The sequence below is a fragment of the Janthinobacterium sp. UMAB-60 genome, assembly GCF_900095235.1.
Lineage (GTDB): Bacteria > Pseudomonadota > Gammaproteobacteria > Burkholderiales > Burkholderiaceae_D > Janthinobacterium.
In genome coordinates, this window is sequence record NZ_LT607484.1 from 71,625 (window position 1) to 84,812 (window position 13,188).

At 61.7% G+C, this 13,188-nt stretch carries 15 protein-coding genes; 2 read left to right on the forward strand and 13 right to left on the reverse strand.

Going from position 1 to position 13,188, the window contains the following annotated elements; translation table 11 throughout:
- Positions 1–295: 295 nt before the first annotated feature.
- On the forward strand, positions 296–634 hold the full coding sequence (locus tag K0F86_RS06145; protein WP_219133587.1) for an MmcQ/YjbR family DNA-binding protein: 339 nt from the start codon (positions 296–298) through the stop codon (positions 632–634).
- On the opposite strand, the gene K0F86_RS06150 is transcribed toward K0F86_RS06145, so the two are convergent.
- A complete protein-coding gene (locus K0F86_RS06150; RefSeq protein ID WP_219133589.1) occupies positions 635–1,255 on the reverse strand; it encodes a TetR/AcrR family transcriptional regulator in 621 nt (206 codons plus the stop codon).
- 92 nt (positions 1,256–1,347) lie between these two features.
- On the opposite strand from K0F86_RS06150, the gene K0F86_RS06155 reads away from it, so the two are divergent.
- Positions 1,348–2,562, forward strand: coding sequence for an MFS transporter (locus tag K0F86_RS06155; protein ID WP_219133590.1), 1,215 nt, complete (start codon positions 1,348–1,350; stop codon positions 2,560–2,562).
- A 3-nt stretch (positions 2,563–2,565) separates the two neighbouring features.
- Here the strand turns inward: K0F86_RS06155 and K0F86_RS06160 are convergent, their stop codons facing one another.
- From K0F86_RS06160 to K0F86_RS06215, 12 genes are all read right to left on the reverse strand, one after another.
- Entirely contained in the window at positions 2,566–2,868 is a 303-nt protein-coding gene (locus K0F86_RS06160; protein WP_219133591.1) for a hypothetical protein, read from the reverse strand.
- 57 nt (positions 2,869–2,925) lie between these two features.
- On the reverse strand, positions 2,926–4,089 hold the full coding sequence (locus tag K0F86_RS06165) for a PQQ-dependent sugar dehydrogenase (RefSeq protein ID WP_219133593.1): 1,164 nt from the start codon (positions 4,087–4,089) through the stop codon (positions 2,926–2,928).
- Positions 4,090–4,126: 37 nt separating this feature from the next.
- Positions 4,127–4,627 carry a 2-C-methyl-D-erythritol 2,4-cyclodiphosphate synthase gene (ispF, locus tag K0F86_RS06170; RefSeq protein ID WP_219133595.1) on the reverse strand — a complete coding sequence of 167 codons (501 nt, stop codon included), beginning with the start codon at positions 4,625–4,627 and terminating at the stop codon, positions 4,127–4,129.
- Between the two features lie 17 nt (positions 4,628–4,644).
- Positions 4,645–5,358, reverse strand: coding sequence for a 2-C-methyl-D-erythritol 4-phosphate cytidylyltransferase (gene ispD / locus K0F86_RS06175; RefSeq protein WP_219133597.1), 714 nt, complete (start codon positions 5,356–5,358; stop codon positions 4,645–4,647).
- 16 nt (positions 5,359–5,374) lie between these two features.
- Positions 5,375–6,073, reverse strand: a complete 699-nt coding sequence (locus K0F86_RS06180) for a hypothetical protein (RefSeq protein WP_257572009.1) — start codon at positions 6,071–6,073, stop codon at positions 5,375–5,377.
- A gap of 8 nt (positions 6,074–6,081) precedes the next feature.
- Positions 6,082–6,639: an NUDIX domain-containing protein gene (locus K0F86_RS06185; protein WP_219133599.1), complete on the reverse strand. Its 558-nt coding sequence runs from the start codon at positions 6,637–6,639 to the stop codon at positions 6,082–6,084.
- 75 nt (positions 6,640–6,714) lie between these two features.
- Positions 6,715–7,038: a DUF2818 family protein gene (locus K0F86_RS06190; RefSeq protein WP_219133600.1), complete on the reverse strand. Its 324-nt coding sequence runs from the start codon at positions 7,036–7,038 to the stop codon at positions 6,715–6,717.
- 3 nt (positions 7,039–7,041) lie between these two features.
- Positions 7,042–8,544, reverse strand: a complete 1,503-nt coding sequence (gene nuoN, locus K0F86_RS06195) for an NADH-quinone oxidoreductase subunit NuoN (protein ID WP_219133601.1) — start codon at positions 8,542–8,544, stop codon at positions 7,042–7,044.
- A gap of 16 nt (positions 8,545–8,560) precedes the next feature.
- Positions 8,561–10,060 carry an NADH-quinone oxidoreductase subunit M gene (locus tag K0F86_RS06200; protein ID WP_219133602.1) on the reverse strand — a complete coding sequence of 500 codons (1,500 nt, stop codon included), beginning with the start codon at positions 10,058–10,060 and terminating at the stop codon, positions 8,561–8,563.
- A 29-nt stretch (positions 10,061–10,089) separates the two neighbouring features.
- Complete coding sequence (gene nuoL, locus K0F86_RS06205) at positions 10,090–12,174, reverse strand: NADH-quinone oxidoreductase subunit L (protein ID WP_219133603.1); 2,085 nt, start codon at positions 12,172–12,174, stop codon at positions 10,090–10,092.
- A gap of 46 nt (positions 12,175–12,220) precedes the next feature.
- Positions 12,221–12,529 carry an NADH-quinone oxidoreductase subunit NuoK gene (nuoK, locus tag K0F86_RS06210; RefSeq protein WP_010399724.1) on the reverse strand — a complete coding sequence of 103 codons (309 nt, stop codon included), beginning with the start codon at positions 12,527–12,529 and terminating at the stop codon, positions 12,221–12,223.
- Entirely contained in the window at positions 12,526–13,158 is a 633-nt protein-coding gene (locus tag K0F86_RS06215; RefSeq protein ID WP_071076364.1) for an NADH-quinone oxidoreductase subunit J, read from the reverse strand. Before K0F86_RS06215 ends, nuoK begins: the two co-directional genes overlap by 4 nt.
- Positions 13,159–13,188: the final 30 nt, after the last annotated feature.

Here is a 13,188-nt window from a genome sequence, read left to right on the forward strand (position 1 = left end):
GACGTTGAAGCTATTCTATCTTAAATTCCACACAAGCAAAGTATTTTTCTTTTAACCACGAAAGATATTTTTATGGCAATTACTTTCCTGGCGAGTGAAAAGTGCCATGTGCCAAGCTGATGCCGGGGCTGCGCGCCCAGGCGGGCGGCGCGTGGCATGTCGCGGCGGCACCACAGACGGGGCCGCCACTGTCGCATGGCGCGCATTTCTTTTCGCATGCCGCTGCACCACGGGGCGAAACAGCATGGCAAAATGCATACATGCAGCTATCTGTCCGATGAGGGGGAAAGAGGAAATGGTCGACCTGGAAGAACTACGCTATCTGGCACTGTCGTTTCCCGACACCAGCGAGGAAGAACACCACGACCGTCCAGCCTTCCGCGTGGGCGGGAAGATCTTTGCCACCCTGCCCGACGACGAGCACATCAACGTGCTGCTCGATGCGGAAGCGGCGCATATCGCCACCGTCATCACGCCGTCCGGCTGTCAAAAGCTGTGGTGGGGCGAACGTCTGGCCGGCATCACGGTGCGCCTGGCGGATGCCGAACTGGACATGCTGGCCGCCGCCCTGACGGCCGCCTGGCGGCGCAAGGCGTCCAGCGACCTGGCCAAGACCATTGCCCCGACCGGGTAGTTACATCGGCCAATTGCGCAGCAGCAAGCCCACCATCTGCTGCAATTGCTCGCGCGATACGCCGGCCGCCGCCTGGATGGCCATGCCCTGCGACAAGGTCACGACAAAGCGCGCCTGCTGCTCGGGACAGGAATCGGGCGGCAAATCACCCTCCTCCCTGGCGCGCCGCAAGCGGTCGCGCAATTTGATTTCACCGCGCAGCCGGCGCGCAAACAATTCATCGCGGATCGGCAAGGCATCGTCGCTGCAGGCGAGCGCCGCATTGACGCCCATGCAGCCGTGCGGGCCGTCCGGCATGGTTTGCGCATCGACATACTGCGTCAGCAGGGCTTCCACCACCTGGCGCGCCGTCGGCTGTTCCAGCGCCGCATCGAAAAACCGCATGCGCGTGTCACTGTAGCGCTCGAGCGCCTTGTGGAACAGCTGCTCCTTGTTGCCGAAGACGGCATACAGGCTGGGCCGGTTCATGCCCATGGCTTTCGTCAATTCCGGCAGGGAACTGCCTTCATAGCCTTTTTCCCAGAACACTTTCATGGCGCAGTCGAGCGCTTCGTCCGCGTCGAAAGTGCGTGGCCGGCCCGTTTTCGCCTTGGGTGCTTCCTCTTTTTTATCTTGTTTCATACCGATCGGTAAAAAATTATTGACAACACTGTCTGCCTGCCCTGATTATATACCGACCGGTTAAAAACCTCCCGGCTTTTCAGGAACCTCACATGCACACACCCTCCAACGCTACTGACGACGATACCACCGTGGCGCCGTGGCTGGCCGTCTTATCGGTCGGCATCGGCGCCTTCGCCCTCGTCACCTCCGAATTCCTGCCCGTCGGCCTGCTGCCCGCCATGGCCGCCGAACTGGCCATCAGCAAGGGTCAGGCGGGGCTGATGATCACCACGCCCGGCATCGTCGCCGCATTTGCCGCCATCTTCGTCACCGTCGGCTCGGGCCGCCTGGACCGCCGTATCGTGCTGCTGGCGCTCACCGCCCTGCTGGTCGCGTCGAACCTGCTGGTGGCGCTGGCGCCCTCGTATGCGTGGATACTGCTGGGCCGCGCCATGCTGGGCGTGGGCGTGGGCGGTTTCTGGGCCATCGGCAGCGCCATCGGCCCGCGCCTGGTGGCACCGCAGCATGCGTCGCGCGCCATGTCCATCATCTTCGCCGGCGTCTCGCTGGGCACGGTGGCGGGCGTGCCGGCCGGCGCGCTGGTGGGCGAGCTGGTGGGCTGGCGCGTGGCTTTCGGCGCGGCCAGCGCCATTGCCGTGCTGGTCTTCCTCGGCCAGCTGTTGCTGCTGCCCAGGTTGCCGCCGACACAGGCCATCCGCCTGCGCCAGTTGCCGATGATCTTCGGCATCCGCAAGGCCAGGCTGGGTTTGATCGCCACGGCCATGCTGTTCACGGGACAGTTCGCCGCCTACACGTATATCGCGCCCTTCCTCACGCAGATTTCGCACCTGGCCGCCGGCACCGTCAGCGCCATGCTGCTGGTATATGGCGCTTCCGGCTTCATCGGCAACCTGCTGGGCGGCTGGGCCGCCGGCCGCTACGAACGGGCCGCGCTGATGCTGACGGGCGCCGTGCTGGGCCTGTCCACCCTGGCCCTGGCCGCGCTCGGCAGCCATTCGGTGACGGCGATGCTGCTGGTGGCCGTGTGGGGCTTCGGTTTCGGCGCCATGCCGATCGCCGTGCAAACGTGGATGTTCAAGGCCGCGCCACACTTGATGGAAGGCAGTAGCGCGCTATTTGTCGCCATCGTGCAAGTGTCGCTGGCGTCGGGCGCCTTGCTCGGTGGCATGGCCGTCGACCGGCTGGGCGTGTCCAGCGCAATGGTAGTGGGCGGCGTGTTCGCCCTCGGCTGCGCCCTGACGATCACACTCTTCGGCAAGCCGCAAGCCAGCACCAAGGCTGGCGCGGCTTGCGCAGCGTCGTAGGTATCAGATGCGGCCGCGCCGGAATTCGCCGAGGAATTTCGTCACTTCGGCCGGCGTCATCACCACATCCGCATCGCCGTGATACGCATACAGGAAGGGCGTGCCGCCCAGGCGGTCCGTCAGCTTGGCAAAGAGTAAAAAGCGGCTGCCCAGCGGATAGCGTTGCAGGTCGACCAGGCGGCGCGAGCACTGCACGGCCAGCTCGGGCGAAAACGCCTGGCCCGGCACGGGGCGGATTTCCACGCGACCATGAATCGCGCGCGATTCGACGGCGACATGCCGGTATGCATAAGTATCACGGGCCATGCCGCCACCTTGAATGAAGTAAAGGCGCCATCTTAAGCGAAGTGGGCGCCGGCCGTGTTACCGCGGCACGATGCGCAGCAAACGCCCGTTGTCTTCATCCGTCAGCGCATACAGATAGCCGTCCGGCCCCTGGCGCACGTCGCGCACGCGCGCGCCGATGGCCAGGCGGTCCTGCCCCGTCACCTTGCCGTTCGCATCGACGGCAATGCGGCGGATATCCTTGGCCGCCAGGCCGCCGCTGAAGATGCTGCCGCGCCATGCGGCAATCTTGTCGCCCGTGTAGACGGCCAGCCCCGACGGGGCCGGCGACGGCACCCAGGCCACGCTCGGGTTGAGCATGCCCGGCACTTCATGCTTGCCGACGGGTTCATGCGTCGTGTAGTCGGCGCCGTAGCTTTGCAGGGGCCAGCCGTAGTTGCCGCCCGCCACCACCAGGTTCAGCTCGTCGCCGCCGTACGGACCGTGTTCCGTGGCCCACACGCGGCCGGAAACGGGATCGAGCGCCAGTCCCTGCACGTTGCGGTGACCATACGACCAGATTTCCGGCAAGGCACCCTTGGCCGCCAGCGGATTGCCGGGCGCCGGTTTGCCGTCTTCCGTCAAGCGCAGGATGGAGCCCTGGTGCGTAGCGAGATTTTGCGCCTGCTCGCGCGCCAGGCGGTCTTTGACGCGCAGCGGCGGATTGCCGCCATCGGCCACGCTCATCAGCAAAGTGCCGTCCGGCAGCCACAGCAGGCGCGAACCGAAATGCTGGCCGCCGCTCTTGTCGGTGGCCACCTTGAACAGGGTCTCGATGCCCGTCACCTTCTTGCCATCGAACACGCCGCGCACCAGGGTCGTGCGGTTCGCGTCATGCGTGCCCGTCGATACCGTCATGTAGACGCGCGGGTTCGGCTTGTTGGCATCCTGCGGATGCAGCACGATATCGAGCAAGCCGCCCTGCCCGCCCGTAAACACCTTGGGCATGCCTTCCAGCGCCACCTCCTCGAATTTATTGCCATTCAGCAGATGCAAGGTCCCCTGCTTGCTGGTGACGAGCGCGCGGCCCTCGCCCAGCCAGGCGATGCCCCACGGCTGGCGCACGCCCTGCGCGACGGTTTCGGCCTTCCAGCCCTGTCTGGCGGCGGGCGGCTCGCCCGTGGCTTGCAGTTCGGCCCAGGCCGATGGCGCGGCCGTCAATGCCCATGCAAGCAAGATGCTGGTGCGGCGTAACTGGAACATGGCTACTCCTGTCGTTAATCGATCAATGGTTGGCGTCTCAGGCGCGCAGCAGCAAGGCCACGGCTTCGGCCGCGATGCCCTCTTCGCGGCCCAGGTAGCCCAGCTTTTCATTCGTCTTGGCCTTGATGTTGACCTGGCTCACATTCACGCCCAGGTCTTCGGCCACATTGGCGCACATGGCGGCGATATGCGGCGCCATTTTCGGGCGCTGGGCGATGATGGTGGCGTCGATATTGCCGATGATATAACCGGTGGCTTGCACGCGGCGCACGGCTTCGCGCAGCAGGGTGCGCGAATCGGCGCCCTTGAATTGCGCGTCCGTGTCGGGAAAATGGCGGCCGATGTCGCCCAGGGCGGCGGCGCCGAAAATGGCGTCCGTAATCGCGTGCAGCAGCACGTCCGCATCGGAGTGGCCAAGCAAGCCCAGGTGATGGGGGATTTTCACGCCGCCGATGATCAGGTCGCGGTGCTCCACCAGCGCGTGGCAGTCATAGCCCTGGCCGATGCGAAATGGGAGGTCGGGAGTCGTTGTGTGCATGCAAGTCTCTTGTAAGGTCATGAATTGGCCAAATACAGCTCGGCCGTGTGTATGTCGCGCGGCAAGGTTATCTTCAGGTTGCGCGGGTGGCCCTCAATGAGCCTGGGCGCCAGGCCCAGCGCTTCGACGGCGCTGGCGTCGTCCGTGATCGCCTGCGGATCGGGCGCTTGCGACAAGGCCCGGTGCAGCAAGGCATAGCTGAACATTTGCGGCGTCTGCGCCAGCCACAGGCCGTCGCGCGGCACCGTCTGCACCGACAGGCTGCCCGGCCCCGCCCGCTTGACGGTGTCGACCACGGGCAAGGCCAGCAAGCCGCCGGCCGGATGTGCACCGACTTCGGCAATGAGCTTGGCGATCAGCGCCGGCGTCAGGCCGGGTCGCGCCGCATCGTGCACCAGCACCTGGTCGTGGGCGGCCAGGCTGCCGTGCAGCGCCTGCAGGCCATTCAAGATCGTTTCCATGCGCGTGGCGCCGCCGCAGCGCAGCACCGATATGCCAAACCCTGCGCCTTGCTCCGGCACGACCGTGTCAATCAGCCCATCCTCGGCGCTGACGACGATGTAGGTATGTGCGATCAGGGGGCTGGCGAGAAAGGCGTCCACGGCGTGGCGCAGCATGGGCTTGCCGGCGATGGGCAGGTATTGCTTGGGGCTGCCCGCTTCCATGCGCGCGCCCACGCCGGCGGCGGGGATCAGCGCAAAATAACGGGGACGATTCGATGCTGCTGTCATGCGCTTCCTTGTCTTGTCACTGCTGGGCGGACTGTACCTTGCCCGCCAATATGTTCTGGATTTCGCCTTTGCACGCCTTGCCCAGGCGCGCATATTCCTGCGGCGAATCGATGGCCGCCTGCAAGACTTCCACCTTGCGCATCTCGGCCTTGACGTAGGGCAACCAGCCCGTGTCGATCTCGCGCGCCAGCGCCGCCTTGGCCGTACCGCTGGGCGCGTACAGGGGCCGCGCCTCGAAACGCCTGGCCAGCGCGGCGCGCACGGTCTTTTCGACGCGCGGCAAATGCTCCATATAGGTTTTCATGTGCCGCAGTTCATGCGCGAGTATCTCATCATACGCGCAGCTGCCGGGGGCGAACTCGCGGCCGATATAAATCACCACGGGAGCGTAGTTGAGCTTGACGGAAATCTGCGGCGCCACGCATTCGTAGCCGCTGGCAGGATCTTGCAGCATGGGTCCGGCCAGGCCGATTTGCACTTGCGACTCGGTCTTCGTCAGTCCCAGCACCCAAGTGTTGGCCCGCGCCGTGCCCTTCATCACCGTCAGCGCCTTGTACGGCAGATGCGTATCGATGCTGTAGCCGTTCTGTTGTGCCGTCAGCACGGACACCGTCTTGCTGATCGTGTCTTCGCAGCGCACCTGGAACGGCGTGCGCGCCTGCGCCTGTGCACCCAGGGTGACGCAGGCGAGCAGCAGGAAGATCGCGTTGCGCATGCGCAGGATCAAGCCGCTTGCCAGGCGCCGCTGGTGATCTTGTCGAGCCAGAAGATGCCGATGACGGTTTTCACGTCCGTGATGGTGCCATCCTTGACCCAGTCGAGCAGCTGCGGCACGGTGGCCGTAAACGTTTCCAGGAACTCGCCCTCGTCGAGGCGGCGCTCGCCGGCCACCAGGCCGCGCGCCAGAAACAGCTCCAGGTGCTCGTCGGAATACGCGATGGCGTTGTGGATGGTGGAAACAAATTGCCAGTCGCTGGCCGTGTAGCCCGTTTCTTCCAGCAACTCGCGCCGGGCGCAGGCCAGGTGGGACTCACCGGCGTCGATCTTGCCGGCCGGGAATTCGATGAAGACACGGTCCAGCGGATAGCGGTACTGGCGTTCCATCAGCACCGTGCCATCGTCGAGCAGCGGCAGGATGACGACGGCGCCCGGATGCAGGATGAATTCGCGCGCCGTGATCTTGCCGTCAGGCAGGGTCACGCGGTCGCGCTGCACGCGCAGGAAGCCGCCTTGGTAAACGAGTTCGCCGTCCACTTTGGTCTCAGTTAAATTCATATCCATGCGTTCTGTATTCATACGTTGATTATGCTCAATAAAAAAAAACGGCGCCAGAGGCGCCGCTTTCGGTCGATGGGGCTAGCGCCGCTTGCGCAAGTAGCGTGCTACAAAGCCGGGAAAAGCCAGCACCAGAAACAGACAGCCGGTGATGGCGTAAAACTCCCACGTCTGCGGGAAACCGTTGCCGATGCGCGCTTCGAGCGCGAACGCCACGGCGCCGACGATGAAGTACAGAATCACCATCTCCAGCAGGCGCAGCGCCAGCGGCTTGCGCCAGCCCTGCTCTGCCTGCGCCGCCTTCTTCAGCGGCACGGCGGCAAACAGTTTCTCGTTCAGGAATGGCAGGTTGGCGCCCAGGATACCCAGGGCGATCACCAGCCAGCTTGAGGCGGTGACATCCATCGGTCAGGACGCCAGGGTCTTGGTAATGGCCGTCGCGCAGGCAGCCAGGATGCTGTTAGGCATCACACCGAGGGCCAGGACGAACACGCCGTTCAGGGCCAGCACGACGCGCATGTCGCCATGCACGACCAGCGCGTTGCTGTCCGTCGGCTCGTCGAACCACATCATCTTCACGACGCGCAGGTAGTAGAAGGCACCGATCAGCGAGAACAGCACGGCGGCGATGGTCAGCCACAGCTGGCCCGTGGCCAGCACGGAAGCGAGCACCGAGTACTTGGCCATGAAGCCCATCAGCGGCGGCACGCCGGCCAGCGAGAACATGAACAGGGTCATCACCAGCGCGAAGATCGGGCTGCGTTTGCCCAGGCCCTTGAAATCGGCCAGTTCTTCTGCTTCAAAACCATTACGTGCCAGCAACATGATCACGCCGAAGGTACCCAAGGTGGTGAACACGTAGGTGATGACGTAGTACATCGAGGCGCCGTAGGCGGTGGCTGCGCCAGCCGCGTTCAGGGTGTTGTTCGGCGCATCGACGGTACCGGACAGCAGGCCCAGCAGCACGAAGCCCATTTGCGCGATGGTCGAGTACGCCAACATGCGCTTCAAATTGGTTTGCGCGATGGCGGTGAAGTTACCGATGGCCAGCGACATCACGGCCAGTACCAGCAGCATTTGCTGCCAGTCATGCGCCATCGGCAGCAAGCCCTCGCCCAGCAGACGCAGGGTGATGGCAAACGCGGCCAGTTTCGGCGCGCCGCCCAGCAGCAGGGTCACGGCCGTCGGCGAACCTTGATACACGTCAGGCACCCACATGTGGAATGGCACGACACCCAGTTTGAAGGCCAGGCCGGCAACGAGGAACACCAGGCCGAAGACCATGATGGTGCCGTTGGTCTTGCCGTTTTCCAGCGCCACGCGCAGTTCGCCCAGGTCCAGCGTGCCGGACGCGCCGTACAGCATCGAGATACCGTACAACATGAAACCGGAAGCCAGTGCGCCCAGGATGAAGTATTTCATGGCCGCTTCCGTGGCCTTGGCGTTATCACGGCGCAGAGCGATCAGTGCGTACAGCGACAGCGACATCAGTTCCAGACCCAGGTAGATGATCAGGAAGTTGTTGGCCGAGATCATGATCATCTGGCCCAGCAGTGCAAACAGGGCCAGCACGTAGAACTCGCCGCCCAGGTTACCCGACAGCATGCTGCGGTCGGTGGCATAGGCACGCGAGTAGATCAGGGTCAGCGCCACGGCGCCGTACGAGAACAGTTTCAGCAGCTGCGACATCGGGTCCGACACGAACATATTGTGGAACGTGTAGACGGTGGTGCCCGCGTTGAAGTCGCCCACGGTCAGCAAGGCGCAGCCGGCCAAAGTCAGCAAGGACAGCGCATAGGTGATCGAACGCTTCGCCGCAGGCAAGAACATATCGATCAGCAAGAGCGCCGACGTGGCGATCAGCAGAAAGATTTCCGCGTACAGCGGTACCAGATTAGGTGCATTAGTCATGTTATCGGTCTTCTATTTAAGGCAACTTGCTGATGGCGACATGCTGCAGCAGGTCGGCAACCGAAGTTTGCATCGTGTCGGTGAACGGGGCTGGGTACAGACCCATCACGAGCACGGCGATGGCCAGCACAGCAAGCATGAAGAATTCACGTTTGTTGATGTCGGTCAGTTCGGCCACATGCTTGTTCTTGATCTTGCCGAACACCACGCGCTTGGCCATCCACAGCGAGTACGCCGCGCCCCAGATCAATGCCGTTGCAGCCAGCAGACCGATCCAGAAGTTGTATTGCACCGCGCCCAGGATCACCATGAACTCGCCGACGAAGCCGGACGTCGCTGGCAGACCGCAGTTGGCCATCGAGAACAGCACGAAGAGGGCGGCAAATTTCGGCATGCGGTTCACGACGCCGCCGTAGTCGGCGATGTTGCGGGTATGCATGCGGTCATACAGCACGCCGATGCACAGGAACATCGCAGCGGAGATGAAGCCGTGCGAGACCATCTGCACGATACCGCCCTGCACCGAGATGTCGTTGAACATGAAGAAGCCCAGGGTGACGAAACCCATGTGCGCGATCGACGAATAGGCGACCAGTTTTTTCATGTCGGTTTGCACCAGGGCAACCAGACCGATGTAGATGACGGCGATCAGCGACAAGGCGATCATGAAACCCGACAGGTAGTGGCTGGCGTCCGGCGTGATCGGCAGCGAAAAACGCAGGAAGCCGTAGGCGCCCAGTTTCAGCATGATGGCGGCCAGCACGGCGGAACCGCCCGTCGGCGCTTCCACGTGGACGTCCGGCAACCACGTGTGGACCGGGAACATCGGTACTTTCACGGCAAACGCCATCAGGAAGGCCAGGAAGATGAAGATCTGCTCGTTCATCGTCAGCTTGAACGCATGCCAGGCCAGGATGTCGAAGGTGCCCGACACATTGCGCAGGTAGATGATGGCAACCAGGGTCAGCAGCGAACCGAAGAAGGTGTACAGGAAGAACTTGAACGACGCGTACACGCGGTTCGAACCGCCCCAGATACCGATGATGATGAACATCGGGATCAGGGTTGCTTCAAAGAAGAAGTAGAACAGCAAGCCGTCCAGCGCGCAGAACACGCCGATCATCAGGCCCGACAGGATCAAAAAGGCACCCATGTACTGGGCGATGCGCTTCTCGATCACTTGCCAGGCCGAAATGACGACGATGACCGTGATGAAGGCCGTCAGTGGAATGAACCACAGCGACAGGCCATCGATACCCAGCGAGTACCAGATATTGAAAGTTTCAATCCACGGTGCTTTTTCGACGAATTGCATGCCGTGTGCGGCGTTGTCGAAATGCTGGATCAGCGGCAAGGTGCACAGCATGCTGAGCACGGCGCCAGCCAGCGACAGCCAGCGGGTAAAGCCCGCTTTGCTGTCACGGCCAAGAGCCAGGACCAGGACGCCGCAAATGATCGGCACCCAGATCGACAGACTCAGGTAAGGAGGTAGTGTAGAAATCGTAGACTGCATCATGGTTCTCAGTATTCTTTTATCAGGTCAGCTTACTTAGCGGGCCAGAATGGCAGGAAATAGATCAGGAAGCCCAGCACGCCCAGGATCATCACGAATGCATAGTGATAGATGTAGCCGGTCTGCAAGCCTCGCGACAGCGAGGACAGCCAGGCGACAACCTTGGCGCTGCCATTGACGACGAAACCGTCGATCAGCTTCTTGTCACCGAAGTTCCACAGGCCATTACCCAGCAAACGGGCACCGCCGGCGAACACGACTTCATTGAACTTGTCCAGGTAGTACTTGTTGTCCAGCAGGGTGTGGATCGCGTGGAACTTGGCAAAGAACCAGGCCGGTACACGCGGGTTGACCATGTAGCAGTAGTAGGCTGCCACCACGCCGGACAATGCCAGCCAGAACGGTGCCGTCGACAGGCCGTGGATCGCCATCGCCATCGCGCCGTGGAATTCATGCGACAACTCTTCCATTGCCGGATGGTTTTCGCCCACAAAAATCACGCCCTTGAAGAAATCGCCATGCAGCATCGGGCCGATCGTCAGGTAACCGATCAGCAGCGACGGGATCGCCAGCATCACCAGCGGGAACCACACGACGAACGGGGATTCATGCGGCTTCTGGCCGGGTTCCAGACCATGGTGCGCGTGGTCGTCTTCGTCTTCTTCATCGTGCGCGTCCGAATCATGCTTGGCCGCAGGCGCGTGATGGTCGTCATGGCCGTGGGCATGCGCCTGACCGAAACGTTCCTTGCCGTGGAAGACGAGGAAATACATGCGGAACGAGTAGAAGGCGGTGACGAACACGCCAGCCAGCACGGCGAACTGGGCAAAGCCAGCACCCCAGATGTGCGTCGCTTCAACGGCTTCGATGATGCTGTCTTTCGAGTAGAAACCGGAGAACAGCGGCGTGCCGATCAGGGCCAGCGAACCGACCAGTGACGTGATCCAGGTAATCGGCATGTACTTGCGCAGGCCGCCCATGTTGCGGATGTCCTGATCGTGGTGCATGCCGATGATGACGGAACCGGCGCCCAGGAACAGCAGTGCCTTGAAGAAGGCGTGCGTCATCAGGTGGAACACGGCCACCGAGTACGCGGACGAACCGAGCGCGACGGTCATGTAGCCGAGCTGCGACAGGGTCGAGTAAGCGACGACGCGCTTGATGTCGTTCTGGATGATGCCCAGGAAGCCCATGAACAGCGCCGTGATGGAGCCGATCACCAGGATAAAGGACAGTGCCGTGTCGGACAGTTCGAACAGCGGCGACATGCGCGAGACCATGAAGATACCGGCCGTCACCATCGTCGCGGCGTGAATCAGTGCCGAGATCGGGGTAGGACCTTCCATCGAGTCAGGCAGCCACACGTGCAGCGGGAACTGCGCCGATTTGCCCATCGCGCCGATGAACAGGCAGATGCAGGCAACGGTCAGCAGGGCCCAGTCGGTGCCTGGCAGTGTCAGCACGGACAAGGCTTCCTTCTTGGCGAAGATTTCCTGGTAGTCCAGCGATTGACCATAGGCCAGCAGCAGGCCGATGCCCAGGATGAAGCCGAAGTCGCCCACGCGGTTGACGAGGAAAGCCTTCATGTTGGCCACGATGGCCGTCGGACGCTGGTACCAGAAACCGATCAGCAGGTAAGAGACCAGGCCCACGGCTTCCCAACCGAAGAACAGTTGCAGGAAGTTGTTGGCCATGACCAGCATCAGCATCGAGAACGTGAACAGCGAGATGTAGGCGAAGAAGCGGTTGTAGCCTTCGTCGTCCTTCATGTAGCCGATCGTGTAGATGTGCACCATCAGGGAAACGAAGGTGACCACGCACATCATCATCGCCGACAGCGAATCGATCTGGAAGCCCACTTCCATCTTCAGGGTGCCGATCGTCATCCAGTTATAGATCGTGCCATTGAATGTCGCGCCATCCATCACTGCCAGCAGTGTCTGCACGGACAGGATGAACGCAATCAGTACGCCCAGGATCGTCGCGGTATGCGACGTCTTGCGTCCGACCAAATTACCCAGGAACTGGGTGCCAAGCAAACCTGCAATCGCGGCACCGGCCAGCGGCGCCAGCGGTACGGCAAGAAGGAGGTTAGGGTTGAGGAGTTGCCCCGCCATGATGAACCTTAATCGTTATTATTCGAGAGATCGAGTCTGAAAAACATCAGCCTTTGAGGCTGTCCAGGTCTTCGACGTTGATGGTATCCAGATTACGGAACATCACCACCAGAATAGCCAGACCGATAGCCGACTCAGCGGCGGCAACCGTCAGGATGAAGAAAACGAAGATCTGACCGGCCGCGTCGCCCATGAAATGGGAGAACGCGATGAAATTCATATTCACCGCCAGCAGCATCAATTCGATTGCCATCAGCAATACGATGATGTTCTTGCGGTTCAGGAAAATACCGACGATCGAGATTGCGAACAGGATCGCGCCCAGGACCAGAAAATGTGTGAGCGATAATGTCATGGTGCCTCCTTAACTTCCGGCTCAGCCGCAGGACGCTCGACGACCGCGTCCATCTTGATGATCTTCAGGCGGTCGTTGCGCTTGACGCGTACCGCATCGCCTGGAGCAAAATGCTTGGTGTCCTTGCGTTTGCGCAAAGTCAGTGCAACTGCGGCGACGATGGCCACCAGCAGCACGACGGCGGCGATCTCGAAGGCGAACACATATTCCGTGTAGATCAGCAGGCCCAGTTCCTTGGTGCCGCCCAGGTTGACGTTCACCGGAGCGATGCTAGGCGTAAAGTTGCGGAAACCGTGCCACAGGACAGCGGCCATTTCCAGCACGATGATCACGCCCACCGTCACGGACAGTGGCAGGTAGCCCCAGAAGCCTTCGCGCATGCGGTCGATATTGATATCGAGCATCATGACGACGAAGAGGAACAGCACCATCACGGCGCCGACATACACCAATACCAGCACGATGGCCAGGAATTCAGCTTGCAGCAGCATCCAGATGCCCGCTGCGGAAAAGAAGGACAGCACCAAAAACAGTACTGCGTGGACCGGATTACGGGCCGTGATGACGCGCGTCGCTGCCAGAATCAAGATCAGCGCGAAGGCGTAAAACAAAATTGTTTTAAAGTCCATAAAAAACCCAATAGACGTACAGATGAACGA

Coding starts and splice junctions, on each gene's coding strand:
- K0F86_RS06215 (WP_071076364.1), bottom strand. CDS start 13,158: ATGGACTTTAAAACAATTTTGTTTTACGCCTTCGCGCTGATCTTGATT.
- K0F86_RS06200 (WP_219133602.1), bottom strand. CDS start 10,060: ATGATGCAGTCTACGATTTCTACACTACCTCCTTACCTGAGTCTGTCG.
- K0F86_RS06150 (WP_219133589.1), bottom strand. CDS start 1,255: ATGAAACAAGATAAAAAAGAGGAAGCACCCAAGGCGAAAACGGGCCGG.
- K0F86_RS06155 (WP_219133590.1), top strand. CDS start 1,348: ATGCACACACCCTCCAACGCTACTGACGACGATACCACCGTGGCGCCG.
- K0F86_RS06160 (WP_219133591.1), bottom strand. CDS start 2,868: ATGGCCCGTGATACTTATGCATACCGGCATGTCGCCGTCGAATCGCGC.
- ispD (WP_219133597.1), bottom strand. CDS start 5,358: ATGACAGCAGCATCGAATCGTCCCCGTTATTTTGCGCTGATCCCCGCC.
- K0F86_RS06145 (WP_219133587.1), top strand. CDS start 296: ATGGTCGACCTGGAAGAACTACGCTATCTGGCACTGTCGTTTCCCGAC.
- K0F86_RS06185 (WP_219133599.1), bottom strand. CDS start 6,639: ATGGATATGAATTTAACTGAGACCAAAGTGGACGGCGAACTCGTTTAC.
- K0F86_RS06180 (WP_257572009.1), bottom strand. CDS start 6,073: ATGCGCAACGCGATCTTCCTGCTGCTCGCCTGCGTCACCCTGGGTGCA.
- nuoL (WP_219133603.1), bottom strand. CDS start 12,174: ATGGCGGGGCAACTCCTCAACCCTAACCTCCTTCTTGCCGTACCGCTG.
- K0F86_RS06165 (WP_219133593.1), bottom strand. CDS start 4,089: ATGTTCCAGTTACGCCGCACCAGCATCTTGCTTGCATGGGCATTGACG.
- K0F86_RS06190 (WP_219133600.1), bottom strand. CDS start 7,038: ATGGATGTCACCGCCTCAAGCTGGCTGGTGATCGCCCTGGGTATCCTG.
- ispF (WP_219133595.1), bottom strand. CDS start 4,627: ATGCACACAACGACTCCCGACCTCCCATTTCGCATCGGCCAGGGCTAT.
- nuoK (WP_010399724.1), bottom strand. CDS start 12,529: ATGACATTATCGCTCACACATTTTCTGGTCCTGGGCGCGATCCTGTTC.
- nuoN (WP_219133601.1), bottom strand. CDS start 8,544: ATGACTAATGCACCTAATCTGGTACCGCTGTACGCGGAAATCTTTCTG.